Source organism: Mesorhizobium sp. KR9-304, assembly GCF_040049215.1.
Taxonomy (GTDB): Bacteria; Pseudomonadota; Alphaproteobacteria; order Rhizobiales; family Rhizobiaceae; genus Mesorhizobium_K.
In genome coordinates, this window is sequence record NZ_JBDZDN010000001.1 from 1,032,256 (window position 1) to 1,043,847 (window position 11,592).

The 11,592-nt window shown below is 66.1% G+C and carries 15 protein-coding genes; 5 read left to right on the forward strand and 10 right to left on the reverse strand.

Annotated elements, in window-relative coordinates:
* Positions 1–27: 27 nt before the first annotated feature.
* The 3 genes from ABLE71_RS04795 to rsmI all read right to left on the reverse strand — a co-directional run bounded on the left by ABLE71_RS04795 (position 28) and on the right by rsmI (position 1,637).
* Positions 28–270: a DUF3297 family protein gene (locus tag ABLE71_RS04795; RefSeq protein ID WP_348782212.1), complete on the reverse strand. Its 243-nt coding sequence runs from the start codon at positions 268–270 to the stop codon at positions 28–30.
* A 100-nt stretch (positions 271–370) separates the two neighbouring features.
* A complete protein-coding gene (locus ABLE71_RS04800) occupies positions 371–760 on the reverse strand; it encodes a YraN family protein (RefSeq protein WP_348782213.1) in 390 nt (129 codons plus the stop codon).
* A complete protein-coding gene (rsmI, locus tag ABLE71_RS04805; protein WP_348782214.1) occupies positions 753–1,637 on the reverse strand; it encodes a 16S rRNA (cytidine(1402)-2'-O)-methyltransferase in 885 nt (294 codons plus the stop codon). Before rsmI ends, ABLE71_RS04800 begins: the two co-directional genes overlap by 8 nt.
* 147 nt (positions 1,638–1,784) lie before the next feature.
* Between rsmI and ABLE71_RS04810 the strand changes: the two genes are divergently transcribed.
* Entirely contained in the window at positions 1,785–1,973 is a 189-nt protein-coding gene (locus tag ABLE71_RS04810; protein ID WP_348782215.1) for a hypothetical protein, read from the forward strand.
* Between the two features lie 75 nt (positions 1,974–2,048).
* On the opposite strand, the gene hemW is transcribed toward ABLE71_RS04810, so the two are convergent.
* From hemW to rph, 4 genes are read right to left on the reverse strand one after another with little or no spacing between them, the layout of a single operon-like run.
* Entirely contained in the window at positions 2,049–3,206 is a 1,158-nt protein-coding gene (gene hemW / locus ABLE71_RS04815; protein WP_348782216.1) for a radical SAM family heme chaperone HemW, read from the reverse strand.
* Between the two features lie 4 nt (positions 3,207–3,210).
* Entirely contained in the window at positions 3,211–3,858 is a 648-nt protein-coding gene (gene rdgB / locus ABLE71_RS04820; RefSeq protein ID WP_348782217.1) for an RdgB/HAM1 family non-canonical purine NTP pyrophosphatase, read from the reverse strand.
* Between the two features lie 13 nt (positions 3,859–3,871).
* Positions 3,872–4,282, reverse strand: coding sequence for a VOC family protein (locus ABLE71_RS04825; protein WP_348782218.1), 411 nt, complete (start codon positions 4,280–4,282; stop codon positions 3,872–3,874).
* Between the two features lie 7 nt (positions 4,283–4,289).
* Positions 4,290–5,006, reverse strand: a complete 717-nt coding sequence (rph, locus tag ABLE71_RS04830) for a ribonuclease PH (RefSeq protein WP_348782219.1) — start codon at positions 5,004–5,006, stop codon at positions 4,290–4,292.
* A 171-nt stretch (positions 5,007–5,177) separates the two neighbouring features.
* Between rph and hrcA the strand changes: the two genes are divergently transcribed.
* From hrcA to ABLE71_RS04845, 3 genes are read left to right on the forward strand one after another with little or no spacing between them, the layout of a single operon-like run.
* Entirely contained in the window at positions 5,178–6,248 is a 1,071-nt protein-coding gene (gene hrcA, locus ABLE71_RS04835; RefSeq protein ID WP_348782220.1) for a heat-inducible transcriptional repressor HrcA, read from the forward strand.
* A 55-nt stretch (positions 6,249–6,303) separates the two neighbouring features.
* Positions 6,304–6,501: a hypothetical protein gene (locus ABLE71_RS04840; RefSeq protein ID WP_348782221.1), complete on the forward strand. Its 198-nt coding sequence runs from the start codon at positions 6,304–6,306 to the stop codon at positions 6,499–6,501.
* Between the two features lie 53 nt (positions 6,502–6,554).
* Positions 6,555–8,057 carry an alpha/beta fold hydrolase gene (locus ABLE71_RS04845; protein ID WP_348782222.1) on the forward strand — a complete coding sequence of 501 codons (1,503 nt, stop codon included), beginning with the start codon at positions 6,555–6,557 and terminating at the stop codon, positions 8,055–8,057.
* On the opposite strand, the gene ABLE71_RS04850 is transcribed toward ABLE71_RS04845, so the two are convergent.
* The 3 genes from ABLE71_RS04850 to ABLE71_RS04860 form a co-directional block, all read right to left on the reverse strand.
* The gene (locus ABLE71_RS04850) at positions 7,996–9,321 is read right to left on the reverse strand and encodes an Hsp70 family protein (RefSeq protein ID WP_348782223.1); all 1,326 of its coding nucleotides are present in this window, start codon (positions 9,319–9,321) and stop codon (positions 7,996–7,998) included. The genes ABLE71_RS04845 and ABLE71_RS04850 overlap by 62 nt on opposite strands.
* Positions 9,322–9,485: 164 nt before the next feature.
* The gene (locus ABLE71_RS04855) at positions 9,486–10,094 is read right to left on the reverse strand and encodes a YceI family protein (protein WP_348782224.1); all 609 of its coding nucleotides are present in this window, start codon (positions 10,092–10,094) and stop codon (positions 9,486–9,488) included.
* Positions 10,087–10,668 carry a cytochrome b gene (locus ABLE71_RS04860; protein WP_348782225.1) on the reverse strand — a complete coding sequence of 194 codons (582 nt, stop codon included), beginning with the start codon at positions 10,666–10,668 and terminating at the stop codon, positions 10,087–10,089. Before ABLE71_RS04860 ends, ABLE71_RS04855 begins: the two co-directional genes overlap by 8 nt.
* A gap of 174 nt (positions 10,669–10,842) precedes the next feature.
* On the opposite strand from ABLE71_RS04860, the gene ABLE71_RS04865 reads away from it, so the two are divergent.
* The gene (locus ABLE71_RS04865; RefSeq protein ID WP_348782226.1) at positions 10,843–11,460 is read left to right on the forward strand and encodes a LysE family translocator; all 618 of its coding nucleotides are present in this window, start codon (positions 10,843–10,845) and stop codon (positions 11,458–11,460) included.
* Positions 11,461–11,592: the final 132 nt, after the last annotated feature.

Sequence of the window (11,592 nt, forward strand, 5' to 3'; positions counted from 1 at the left end):
TGAGGAGGGGGCGTCGTCCCGCCTTCCTCAGGCCGCTGGCCCGTCCGGCACGAAAGGCTCGACCTTGCCCTTCAGCTTGATGGTCATCGGATTGCCGAAACGGTCCTTGGAATTGCCGGCCGGCACGCGAATCCAGCCTTCGCTCACGCAATATTCTTCGACGTCTTTGCGCTCCTTGCCGTTGAACAGGATACCGACGCCGCGTTCCAGCGCCTGCGCGTTGTAGAACGGGCTGCGTTCGTCGTTGCTCAGTCTGTCGGGAAGGGTCATCGTCTGGTTTCCGTGGCCGCATCAGACACGGCGGACCGCCGATAGCCGGTCGCGCCTCGGGATACAAGCCGCCATGTGCACGCCAGCCTCACCCGAATCGTCAGTTCCGGCCGTAGAAGACGTTTTCCACATGCACCGGCCAGCGCCAGGGCAGCACGGCCACCATGTCGAAGCGCACCGCCAGTTTCGCGTAATCGCGCTGCCTTGCCAGCCAGAGGTCGGCCGCGCCCTCGATGCGCCGCTCGGATTCGCGCGCGATCGCCTCCATCGCCTCGATCAGCGTCTTGCGCGCCTTCACCTCGACGATCAGAACGAGGTCGCCGCGCCGCGCGATCAGGTCGATCTCGCCGAGTTTCGTCCTGTAGCGCCGCGCGACGATGCGGAAACCCTTGATCATCAGCGCGGCCGCCGCCAGCCATTCGCTGGAATGGCCGCGCCGGTAGGCTTTTCGGCGCAGCCGCAGCGTATCGTTGCGGGCGCGCTCAGCCATCGCGCAGCTCGATCAGCCGGCGGTAGAGCGCCTGCTTCGGCTGCCCGGTCATGCGCGCGGCTTCCGCCGCCGCCTTCGATGCCGGCATCTCGGCCGCCAGCGAGACCAGCAGCCTGTCGATGTCCTCCGGCGCCTCGGTCTTTTCCTCGGGCGGACCGACGCAGATGACGACCTCGCCCTTCGGCGTCGCGGCTTGCCCATAATGCGCCGCGAGCGCGGAAAGCCTGCCCGTGCGCATCTCCTCGAAGGTCTTGGTCAGTTCGCGCCCGATCGCGGCCGGCCGGTCTCCCAGCACCTCGGCCATCGCAGCCAGCGTCTCGGCGAGCCGCCTGGGCGATTCAAAGAAGATCAGCGTCGCCGAAACCGCGGTGAGCTGCGTAAGCCGTGTCTTACGCTGCCCGTCCCTGACCGGCAGGAAGCCGGCAAACAGGAACGCGTCCGACGGCAGGCCGGACGCCGTCAGCGCGGCCAGCACGGCGGACGCACCGGGGATCGGCACCACCCTTATCCCCGACGCCAGCGCCTGCTCGACCAGCCGGAAGCCGGGGTCCGACACCAGCGGCGTGCCGGCGTCGGATACCAGCGCCACGCTTTTCCCCTGTTCGAGCGCGGCGATCAGCTTCGGCCCCGCCTCGGTCGCATTGTGCTCGTGATAGGCGACCGGCCGCTGTCTGATCCCGTAGCGGTCGAGCAGCACTCGCGTCACGCGCGTGTCCTCGCACGCCAGCACGTCGCATGCTGCAAGCGTCTCAAGCGCGCGCAGCGTGATGTCGCGGAGATTGCCGATCGGCGTCGCCACCAGATAGAGCGCCGGCTCCAGCGGCCGCGCCGCGATTGCTGCCTGCCCTACCACATAGGTCTTCGCCTGATTTTCCATTCCCGCATTAACCAGCCAGCGCACCTGTCCGGCAAGCGCGTTCGTTCTTGTGCATCACCCACGCCGCCGCCACTCGCCACAGTCCGGAACGAAACCGGAGATGGCGGGTTAAACGGGCAACAATCATTTCTGTCCCGGGAGGACGCGATGGCCAATCTGATCATCCAGGATACGTTCGATCCCTACTACGCCGGCCGCGACAATGACGACGCGCGCGCCAAGCCGCGCCAGGTCGCGATGAAAAAATCCGAGCACAGCGCGGAGAGCGAGATCAGGCTTTCCAAGCAAGCGCCCGCCGCGGAAGTCCGCCGCGACCGCCGCCCCACGGCGCACTGACGGCAGGGCCGCACCGCGCTTGCCCAACCGCTTCGACATCTGCCTGGCGCGGCTCGAAACCGGCGCGCCGAAAGCTCAGCGCGCGAGGTCCGCCACCACCGCGTCGAGCACGATCATGCCCGACGGGGTGGCGCGCAGCCTGGAATTGCCGACCGGCGCGACCAGCCCCTCTTCCTGCAGCACCGACAGCCGCGCCGGCGAGAAGCCCTTGCCCGACATAGCTTCGTAGCGGGCGAGGTCGATCCCTTCCGCCAGCCTCAGCCCCATCAGCAGAAACTCGTCGGCTTCTTCCGAACGTGTCAGCACCTCGCCGCCGGTGATGCCGTGGCCGCGCGCCTCGACGAGGTTCGCCCAGGTCTCCGGCATCTTTTCCGCCACCGTCACCACGCGCCGTCCATTCTCCACGAAACGCCCATGCGCGCCCGGTCCGACGCCGACATATTCGCCGTAGCGCCAGTAGGTCAGATTGTGCCGGCTTTCCGCGCCCGGCCTGGCATGGTTGGAAATCTCATAGGCCGGCAGGCCGCGCGCCGCCGTCACCGCATGCGTCACCGCGTAGAGGTCGGCCGCGAGGTCGCTGTCGGGTATTTCGAACTTTCCCGCCGCGTGCAGCGCATGAAAGCGAGTGCCTTCCTCGATGGTGAGCTGGTAGAGCGACAGATGGTCGGCGGCATGGCCGATCGCTTCCTCCAGCTCCGCCTCCCAGGCTTCCGGCGTCTGGCCAGGCCGCGCATAGATTAGGTCGAAGGAGAGGCGCGGAAAGGTGTTTCGCGCCAGTTCGATCGCTTGCAGCGCCTCGGCGACGTTGTGCAGCCGGCCGAGGAAGCGCAGATCCTTGTCGTTCAGCGCCTGCACGCCGAGCGACACTCGGTTCACCCCCGCCGCGCGATAACCCCTGAACCGCCCGGCCTCCACCGATGACGGGTTCGCCTCCAGCGTCACCTCGATGCCTTCAGGCACCGTCCAGTTCCTGGCCACCGCGTCGAGCACGGCGCCGACCGTCTCGGGCTTCATCAGCGAGGGCGTTCCGCCGCCGAGAAAGATGCTGGTCACCGCGCGAGGGCCTGTCCTCTCGCGCATGGTCTTCAGCTCGATCTCGAAGGCGCGCGCAAAACGCTCCTGGTCGACCGGCTGGTGGCGCACATGGCTGTTGAAGTCGCAATAGGGGCACTTCGCCGCGCAGAACGGCCAGTGCACATAGACGCCAAAACCGGGGGAACGGTCCAGGGTCATCCGCTCAGGCCGCCCCCAGCTTCGCTTCGGCGAATTTCTGGAACGCCCGCGCCCGGTGCGACAGCGCGGTCGCCTGCCCCGGCTTCCAGCCGTGCTTCTCTTCGGCCGTCATCTCGCCGAAGGTGCGCGTCTGCCCGTCCGGCAGGAAGACCGGGTCGTAGCCGAAGCCGGAACCGCCGCGCGGCGGCCAGACCAGCCGCCCTTCCGCCTCGCCGCGGAAATATTCCGCCTTCCCGTCCGGCCACGCCAGGCAGATCACCGCCACGAAGCGGCCGGTGCGCTGCTCCGGCTTGACCGCGCCGACCTCCTGCATCGCTACCTCGGCGCGCTGCATGGCGATGCCGAAATCGCGCGTGCCGTCGGGCGTTTCGGCCCAGTTGGCGGTATAGACGCCCGGCTGGCCGCCCAGCGCGTCGATCACCAGCCCGGAATCGTCGCTGAGCGACGGCAGGCCGGTCGCCTTAGCCGCGGCGTAGGCCTTGATGTAGGCGTTCTCCTCGAACGTCGTGCCGGTTTCTTCCGGTTCCGGCAGGCCGTATTCCTTAGCCGACTTCGCCTCCAGCCCGAACGGGGCCATCAGATCGGCGAACTCCCTGAGCTTGCCGTCATTGTGGCTGGCGACGACGATCTTGGTCCCCTTGGGCAATTGCATCACAAACCCCACACTACTGGCCCCAGATCCTCGGCTCGGCGAATTCGATCGAGTTGCCGGACGGGTCGCGGAAATAGATCGAGCGGCCGCCCGAGGGCCACTCGAAATCGGCCTCGACCACGATGCCGCGCCGTTCGAGCGCCGTCCTCCACCGGTCGATCTCTTCGGCGCTTGCGGCAAAGCAGAGATGGCCTTCGCCGACCGCGCCATGCGGCGGCACCGGCAGTTTTGCGTCAGGCGGCAGCTGGTGCTTGGTCGCCTCTGCATTGAAGAGCAGCAGCACGCCCTGGCCGCAGCGGAAGAAGACGTGCCGGCCATCCACCTTGGCGATCCGCTGCAGCCCGATCACGTCGCGGTAAAAAGCTTCGGCCGCATCGAGATCGGTGACATAGAGCGCGGATTCGAGGATGGCGGAGGGCTGCATTGCGTCCTCACGCAACCGCCATCTGCTGCAGACCCACCAGCCGCGCAATGCCTTTCTTGGCGAGTTCCATCAGCCCCAGGAACTCCGCCTCGCTGAACGGGATGCCCTCGGCGGTGCCCTGCACCTCCACGATGCCGCCCCTGCCGGTCATCACGAAATTGGCGTCGGTGCCGGCCGAGGAATCCTCGACATAGTCGAGGTCGAGCACGGGCTGCCCGTCATGGATGCCGCAGGAAATCGCCGCCACATGGTCGCGCAGCACCTTCTGCACGCTCACCATCTGGCGCGCCTCCATCCAGCGCAGGCAGTCGTGGAGCGCCACCCAGCCGCCGGTGATGGACGCCGTGCGGGTGCCGCCGTCGGCCTGGATCACGTCGCAATCGACGGTGATCTGCTGCTCGCCGAGCGCACCAAGGTCGACCACGGCGCGCAAGGAGCGCCCGATCAGCCGCTGTATTTCCAGCGTGCGGCCGCCCTGCTTGCCGGCGGAGGCCTCGCGGCGCATGCGCTCGCCGGTCGAGCGCGGCAGCATGCCGTATTCGGCCGTCACCCAGCCCTTGCCGGAATTGCGCAGCCAGCCGGGAACCTTCTCCTCCAGGCTCGCCGTGCACAGCACGTGCGTGTCGCCGAACTTCACCAGGCAGGAGCCCTCGGCATGTTTCGACACGTTGCGTTCGAAGGAAACGGCGCGCATTTCGTCGAACTGGCGCTTGGATGGACGCATTTAGGCTCTTTCTGTTCAGGGGAACGCGACTCTTGGCCGGCTTTTAGCCCCCGCCCGGCGGCAGCGCAAAGGAAAACGGGGCGGCATCCAGCCTCCCCACAGTGTTGTGATACGGCGTTGTGTTCGTACCCCGGCTGTCTATATCTTGGGGGCCGGAGGTTATTGCCCACAATGACCAAGCCAGTGCTCGACCAGAATCTGCAATTGCTCGACATGCGCTCGCGCGACATCTTCCGGCGCGTCGTCGAATCCTATCTCAAGGACGGCGAGCCGGTCGGCTCGCGCAACCTGTCGCGCATGCTGCCCTCTTCGCTGTCGCCCGCCACCGTGCGCAACGTGATGAGCGACCTCGAGCAGCTCGGCCTCGTCTATGCGCCGCACATCTCGGCCGGGCGCCTGCCGACGCAGAAGGGCCTGCGCTTCTTCGTCGACGCCTTCATGGAACTGGGCGATCTCTCGGAAGAGGAGCGCCGTGTCATCGAGGCCCAGGTCAAGGCTTCCGGCAGCGGGGCCTCGCTGGAACAGATGCTGACGGAGGCAAGCCAGCTGCTGTCGGGCATGTCGCGCGGCGCCGGCCTTGTCGTCACCGCCACCAACGAGGTCGCGCTGAAGCACATCGAGTTCATCCAGCTCGAGCCGACCAAGGCGCTGGCGGTGCTGGTGTCCCAGAACGGCGACGTCGAGAACCGCGTCGTCGACCTTCCGGCCGGCGTCACCGTCTCGCAGCTGCACGAGGCCTCGAACTTCCTCAACGCCCATATTCGCGGCCGCACGCTCGCCGAAGCCAAGGCCGAGATCGCGCGCGTCAACGAAGAGACGAGGGCAGCCCTCGACACGCTGTCGCAGGAGCTGGTGGAGAAGGGCCTCGCGGTTTGGGCCGGCAGCGAAAGCGGCCTGCCGTCGCGGCTCATCGTGCGCGGCCGCGCCAACCTCTTGGAAAACGTCACCGCCCAGGCCGACATCGAGCTCATGCGGCGCCTGTTCGAGGACCTCGAGACGCAGGACGGCCTCATCCAGCTGCTCGGGCTGGCCGAGGAGGGGCCGGGCGTGCGTATCTTCATAGGCTCGGAGAACAAGCTGTTCTCGCTGTCGGGCTCCTCGCTGGTCGTCGCTCCCTACCGCGACAAGGACGCGCGCGTCATCGGCGCGCTCGGCGTCATCGGCCCGACCCGTCTCAACTACGCCCGCATCGTGCCGATGGTCGACTACACCGCACAGATCGTGTCGCGCATGCTGCGATAGGATGGCGGCGCGCTGCCGCCCGGTATAGGTTGGCTGCCGACCGCAGGAGATACCCATGGCGCTCGAAGAATTAAAGGCTCAGATCGCCCTCCTGCTGGAGGAGATGGTCAACCAGCCCGAAGACGAGCACGAGGTGCTGGAACAGCTGCGCGAGAAGCTCAACGAGCTGCGCGCCATGGGCATGCCGCTGCCCGACGACCTCGTGGCATTGGAAAAGCGCCTCGAGGAGCGGTTTCCGGAAAGCCGCGCTTGATGCATCCGCCGCTTCGTTCGCAACGCCGTCATTTGCGCGCCTGAAGGCTGCCCATGGCCGGCTCGCGTGATGATATCCCCCGGGTGAAGCGCCGTCTGTGGCGGTACCTGCTGCTCTCGTCTTATGCGATTGTTCTCTTTGCCTCCGGCGCGCTCGTGGCGCTCGCCGGCGCTGCGATCATCTACGTCAACTCGAAGCCGGACCTTGCCATCTGGCACACGGCCGACCTCGACGGCGAATTCGCCGCCCGCTCCGGCCTCAAGACCTTTGGCGAGTATCTGCAGCTTGAGGAAGCGTTGTTCACCGAGCTGAAAAGCGAGGTCTACGACAAGATCGAGGAAAGCGAGCGCTCCACCTTCAACCGCTACACGGCGGGCAGCAAGTCCGACCCCGACATCTGGACGCCGAACTGGAACCGCACTTTCGAGCTCGCCAAACCGGAGGCGACCTTCGGCGTCCTCCTGCTGCACGGCTATTCCGACAGCCCCTACAGCCTGCGTGGCTTCGGAACCGTGATGCACGCAGCGGGCGCTCATGTCCTCGGCCTGCGCATTCCCGGACACGGCACGGCGCCGAGCGCGCTGAAGTACACCGTCGCGGACGACATGACGGCCGCCGTCAGGCTTGCCATGCAGCATATGAAAGCGGTCATGGCCGACCGGCCGATCTTCATCATCGGCTATTCCAATGGCGGCGCGCTCGCCGTCAACTACAGTCTGGAAGCCATCGAGGACGCCACCCTTCCGGTGCCGGCCGGCCTCGTGCTGATGTCGCCCGAGATCGGCATCTCGCGCGCCGCCGCCTATGCGAACTGGCAGGCCAAGGTCGGCGACCTGCTCGGCCTCGACAAGCTCGCCTGGAGTTCGGTTCTGCCGGAGTTCGACCCGTACAAATACAATTCCTTTGCCGTCAATGCCGGCGAGCAGGCCTGGCAGATGACCGAGAAGGTCCGGACGAAGCTCGACCGGCTGTCGCGAAACGGCCAGCTCGGCGAAGTCGCGCCGATCCTCGCCTTCCAGTCGGCAGTCGACGCCACCGTGATCGCCAATGCCGTCGTCACCGGCCTCTTCGCTAGGCTGCCGTCAGGCGACCACGAACTCGTCATCTACGACGTCAATCGCTTCTACGAGGCGCAGGGACTGATCACCAAGCAGATCGACCTCGAAAGACTGATCTCTGGCCCGAGTACGGCCTATGCTGTCGACATCGTCACCAATCGCGACAGCACGACCTTCGACGCCGTGCTGCGCAGCCGCGCCGCCGGCAGCGACGCCGTGACGACGACCGAACTCGGCCTGTCCTGGCCGGACGACGTCTACTCGCTCGCCCACATCGCGCTGCCCTTCTCGCCCGACGATCCGCTCTACGGCGACGATCCGCGCTCGGAAAACCCCGGCATCAGGCTCGGCCGGCTCGCGCTGCACGGCGAGAACAACACGCTCTCCATCCCGCCGACGATGATGACGCGCCAGCGCTGGAACCCGTTCCACGCGTTCATGGTCGCGAAGATCGCGCAATTCGTGCGCGAGCGCGTGGGCGGCGCGTCAAGTCAGTAGGAAGCGCACAGCCGAATTTCCGGCGTGCGTCGAGCGCCAGTCCCAACCCCACGCTGCCGAACACGTCGCCCTCGACGACCGCCGCGTCCGGAACCAGCGACAGGATGCTGCCCCGCGCCAGCGGGGTGGCGGTGGAACCGCCGGTCAGGAACACGGCGGTGATGTCGGCGGGCTTCAACCCGGCGTCGGCGATCGTCCGCTCCACCGTCGCGGCGACGCGACCAACGTCGTCGAGGATCGTTTCCTCCAGCCCGTCGCGGGTGATCTCCGCGCTGAACCTGGCATCCGTCAAGTCGACTACGATCGACGCCTTTGGCCTGTCGGTCAGCTCGATCTTCGCCCGCTCCACCAGTTGCGCCAGCGCATGGCCGAAGCGGTGATCGACGACCTCGATCAGCCGTTCTACCAGATCAGGCCGCGCCGCCTCGAAGCGCATCTGCCTGAGCTCGATCCTGGCCTTGGCGGTGTAGAGCAGGTTGATGCGCTGCCAGGTCGCCAGGTCGACGAAATAGCCGGCGGGCAGGTTGCGTTTGCCGTCCTTCGTCGGCGTCAGGTAACCGAGTTCCGGCATCACATGGGCGAGGCTCGCCAGCCGGTCGAAATCGGTGCCGCCGATATGGATGCCGCGATTGGCGAGGATATCGTCCTTGCGGTCGCCTGCTTTGGCGCGCTTTGGCGAAACCCTGACAATCGAGAAGTCCGAGGTGCCGCCGCCCATGTCGACGATCAGCGCCAGTTCTTCGCGCGTCACGCTCTGCTCATAGTCGAGTGCTGCCGCGATCGGCTCGAACTGGAACGCGATCTGCCTGAAACCTTGCGCGCGCGCCGCCTTCTCCAGTTCAGTCTGTGCCGCTGCGTCGGCCTCGGCATCGTCGTCGACGAACTGCACCGGCCGTCCCAGCACGACGGTGTCGACGGCTTCGCCGGCATGACCTTCCAGCCGCTTCTTCAGATGTCCCAGGAATATGCCGATGATGTCGGTGAAGGCGATCGAGCGCGACTTGAGGCGCGTCTTCTCATGCACCAGCGAGCTGCCGAGCACGCTTTTCAGCGCACGCATCAGCCGGCCCTCGACCCCGTCGGTATATTGCCCAATGCCGCTGCGGCCGAGATAGGTGCCGTTGTCCTCGTAGTTGAAGAAGACGGCGCTGGGCAGCGTGACCTCGTCCCGTTCCAGCGGCACCAGCCGCGGCTTGCCGTTCTCGATGAGACCGACGGTCGAATTGGAAGTGCCAAAGTCTATGCCGCCGTAAACCGGTCGCATGGCAATGTCCTCGATCGTGGCTGAAAGCGTGGGGACGTGCCCGATACACAAGCGCGGACTGTTTGTCGATGCCGGAATTGCGACCGGCCGCGCGATGCGGCGGGTCGTGTGGGATGGCGGTCACACTGCGCGGATCGTCACGCGCGGGCTATGGCTGCCCGGCTTCAGTTCCGCGTGCCGTGCAGCGTCATGTCGAACTGGACGAGGTTCGAATAGATCGGCGTACCGACGCCCATGCCATAGGGCGAGCGGTAGATCGAGCCGGTGACATGGAAGGAGATCGCACCGCCCTTCTGCTTACCGACCGTCGCCTGGAACGTGGCCGGTCGCGATTTTCCCCGCGCCGTCAACACGCCGTCGATGCGCGCCGTCGATGATCCGGTCCTCGTCACCGCTGTCGAGCGAAAGGTGATCTCCGGATATTCAGCTACGTCGAAGACAGCATCCGAGCGCAGGAAATTCTCTACCCTGGCTTCATTGGCGTGCACGCTTTCCGGATAGAGCGTGATCGTCACTTTCGATTTGCCGACGTTGCTGCCGTCGATGCGGAAGCTGCCCTTGTAATCCGGAAAGCTTCCCTTGATGCCGCCGCCACCCACCTGGTCCACCGCGAAGCGGATCGAGGATGATTTGTCGATCCGGTAGCTGCCCGCCGCGTCGGACAGTGCGTCAGCCGCCGCCTGCGCCGTCGCCGAGAAGCCGGCCAGCGGCGCCGCGAGGAGAAAGGCCGCAAGGCCTGCGCGAACTCTCGTCTGCAAACTGGAACTACGCATCGTCGTTGGTCCTTCTGATGAGCCCCGCGCCGAGGCCTGGAACCATGCGTCCGAGCACGTTGTCGCGCAGCAGGAAGTGATGTCTGAGCGCCGCCGCCGCATGGCCGGCGACGAGCAGCAGCGCCAAATAGGCAAGAAGTTCATGTGCCTCGCGCCAGAACGCCTCGGCCTCCGCCGAGGGCGGCAGCGGCAGCGGCGGAATAAGCACGAGGTCGAAAACGAAGCTCGGTATGCCGAGCGTCGAGGTCGACGCCAGCGCCCACCCGGCGAGCGGCACGATCAGGGTCAGCGCAAGCAGCGCGCCCTGCACCGTTGCCGCGGCCAGTCGCTCGATGCGGCCGAGACTCGCATCGGCGGCAGGAGCGCCAGCAACGATGCGCCAGCAAAGCCTCAGCACGGCCAGCGCCAGGATGAGGAAGCCGAACGACTTGTGCCACTGGATGAGTTCGAACTGCAGCGCCATGCTCTTCAAGCGCTCCATCGAGAAGCCGAGCAGTATCTGGCCGAGAAACAGTGCCGCGATCGCCCAGTGGAAGCTTATCGAGACGGGGCTGTAAGCCCTGTGCCGCGACATTGCTGCCGCCTCGCTTTGATGTTTCACGCGCTGCTAACGATGGCCGCTATCGGGATATTCCCTGACCGCTCCGACATTCCATCAGCCGCTCTTATGGGTCGATCTCGGGAATTCGTGTGAGACCCGGACCAAAATCTGCTAAACGCCGCGCTTTCCGTTTCGTGGACCCTTGTCATGACCCTTGCCGGTTTCATCGCCTATAGCGGCGCGCTCGCGCTGGCTGCCGCCATCCCCGGCCCCGGCGTCACTGCGCTGGTCGCCCGCGCGCTCGGCTCCGGCTTCCGCTCGTCGCTCTTCATGTCGCTCGGGCTGATCCTCGGCGACCTCACCTATCTCACCGCAGTGGTGCTCGGCTTGGCAATTGTCGCGCAGACCTTCGGTCTGGTCTTCCTCGCCATCAAATGGGCGGGCATCGCCTATCTGGCGTGGCTCGCCTGGACCTTCTGGACGACCGGCATCACCGCCGAGACCGTCGAGGCGAAGAAGGCGAAGGGCGGCTTTTTCGCCAGCTTCCTTGCCGGCCTCACCGTCACGCTCGGCAATCCGAAGACGATGATCTTCTATCTCGCGATCACGCCGACCATTGTCGACCTGAAAACGGTCACCCTCGCCGAATACGGCGTGCTGGCGCTGCTGACGGTGGTTGTCCTGCTGGTCGTACTTGTCCCCTATCTGGCGCTCGCGGCCAAGGCGCGCTGGTTCCTCAGGACGCCGCGCGCCTTGAAGGCGCTCAACCGCACCGCCGCCGCTTTCATGGCCGGCGCCGCTGCGGCAATCGCCGCCCGCCAGTAGTTTTTGCGCCAAATTATTCCTGAAACCGGCGCCTTGGCGAAACAGGAATCCGTGCGTTGTGCGTTTTAGGCATGCCGGGCACTCGGATTCCTCGGCCCCGCGCACTATGTTCCGATGCCAAGAGGAGGGCCT

What these genes read in the sequence shown, in the direction of transcription:
- rsmI (WP_348782214.1), bottom strand. Translation starts at nt 1,637, where the DNA reads ATGGAAAATCAGGCGAAGACCTATGTGGTAGGGCAGGCAGCAATCGCG.
- ABLE71_RS04860 (WP_348782225.1), bottom strand. Translation starts at nt 10,668, where the DNA reads ATGTCGCGGCACAGGGCTTACAGCCCCGTCTCGATAAGCTTCCACTGG.
- ABLE71_RS04795 (WP_348782212.1), bottom strand. Translation starts at nt 270, where the DNA reads ATGACCCTTCCCGACAGACTGAGCAACGACGAACGCAGCCCGTTCTAC.
- ABLE71_RS04810 (WP_348782215.1), top strand. Translation starts at nt 1,785, where the DNA reads ATGGCCAATCTGATCATCCAGGATACGTTCGATCCCTACTACGCCGGC.
- ABLE71_RS04825 (WP_348782218.1), bottom strand. Translation starts at nt 4,282, where the DNA reads ATGCAGCCCTCCGCCATCCTCGAATCCGCGCTCTATGTCACCGATCTC.
- hemW (WP_348782216.1), bottom strand. Translation starts at nt 3,206, where the DNA reads ATGACCCTGGACCGTTCCCCCGGTTTTGGCGTCTATGTGCACTGGCCG.
- ABLE71_RS04845 (WP_348782222.1), top strand. Translation starts at nt 6,555, where the DNA reads ATGGCCGGCTCGCGTGATGATATCCCCCGGGTGAAGCGCCGTCTGTGG.
- ABLE71_RS04800 (WP_348782213.1), bottom strand. Translation starts at nt 760, where the DNA reads ATGGCTGAGCGCGCCCGCAACGATACGCTGCGGCTGCGCCGAAAAGCC.
- ABLE71_RS04855 (WP_348782224.1), bottom strand. Translation starts at nt 10,094, where the DNA reads ATGCGTAGTTCCAGTTTGCAGACGAGAGTTCGCGCAGGCCTTGCGGCC.
- hrcA (WP_348782220.1), top strand. Translation starts at nt 5,178, where the DNA reads ATGACCAAGCCAGTGCTCGACCAGAATCTGCAATTGCTCGACATGCGC.
- ABLE71_RS04865 (WP_348782226.1), top strand. Translation starts at nt 10,843, where the DNA reads ATGACCCTTGCCGGTTTCATCGCCTATAGCGGCGCGCTCGCGCTGGCT.
- rph (WP_348782219.1), bottom strand. Translation starts at nt 5,006, where the DNA reads ATGCGTCCATCCAAGCGCCAGTTCGACGAAATGCGCGCCGTTTCCTTC.
- ABLE71_RS04850 (WP_348782223.1), bottom strand. Translation starts at nt 9,321, where the DNA reads ATGCGACCGGTTTACGGCGGCATAGACTTTGGCACTTCCAATTCGACC.
- rdgB (WP_348782217.1), bottom strand. Translation starts at nt 3,858, where the DNA reads ATGCAATTGCCCAAGGGGACCAAGATCGTCGTCGCCAGCCACAATGAC.
- ABLE71_RS04840 (WP_348782221.1), top strand. Translation starts at nt 6,304, where the DNA reads ATGGCGCTCGAAGAATTAAAGGCTCAGATCGCCCTCCTGCTGGAGGAG.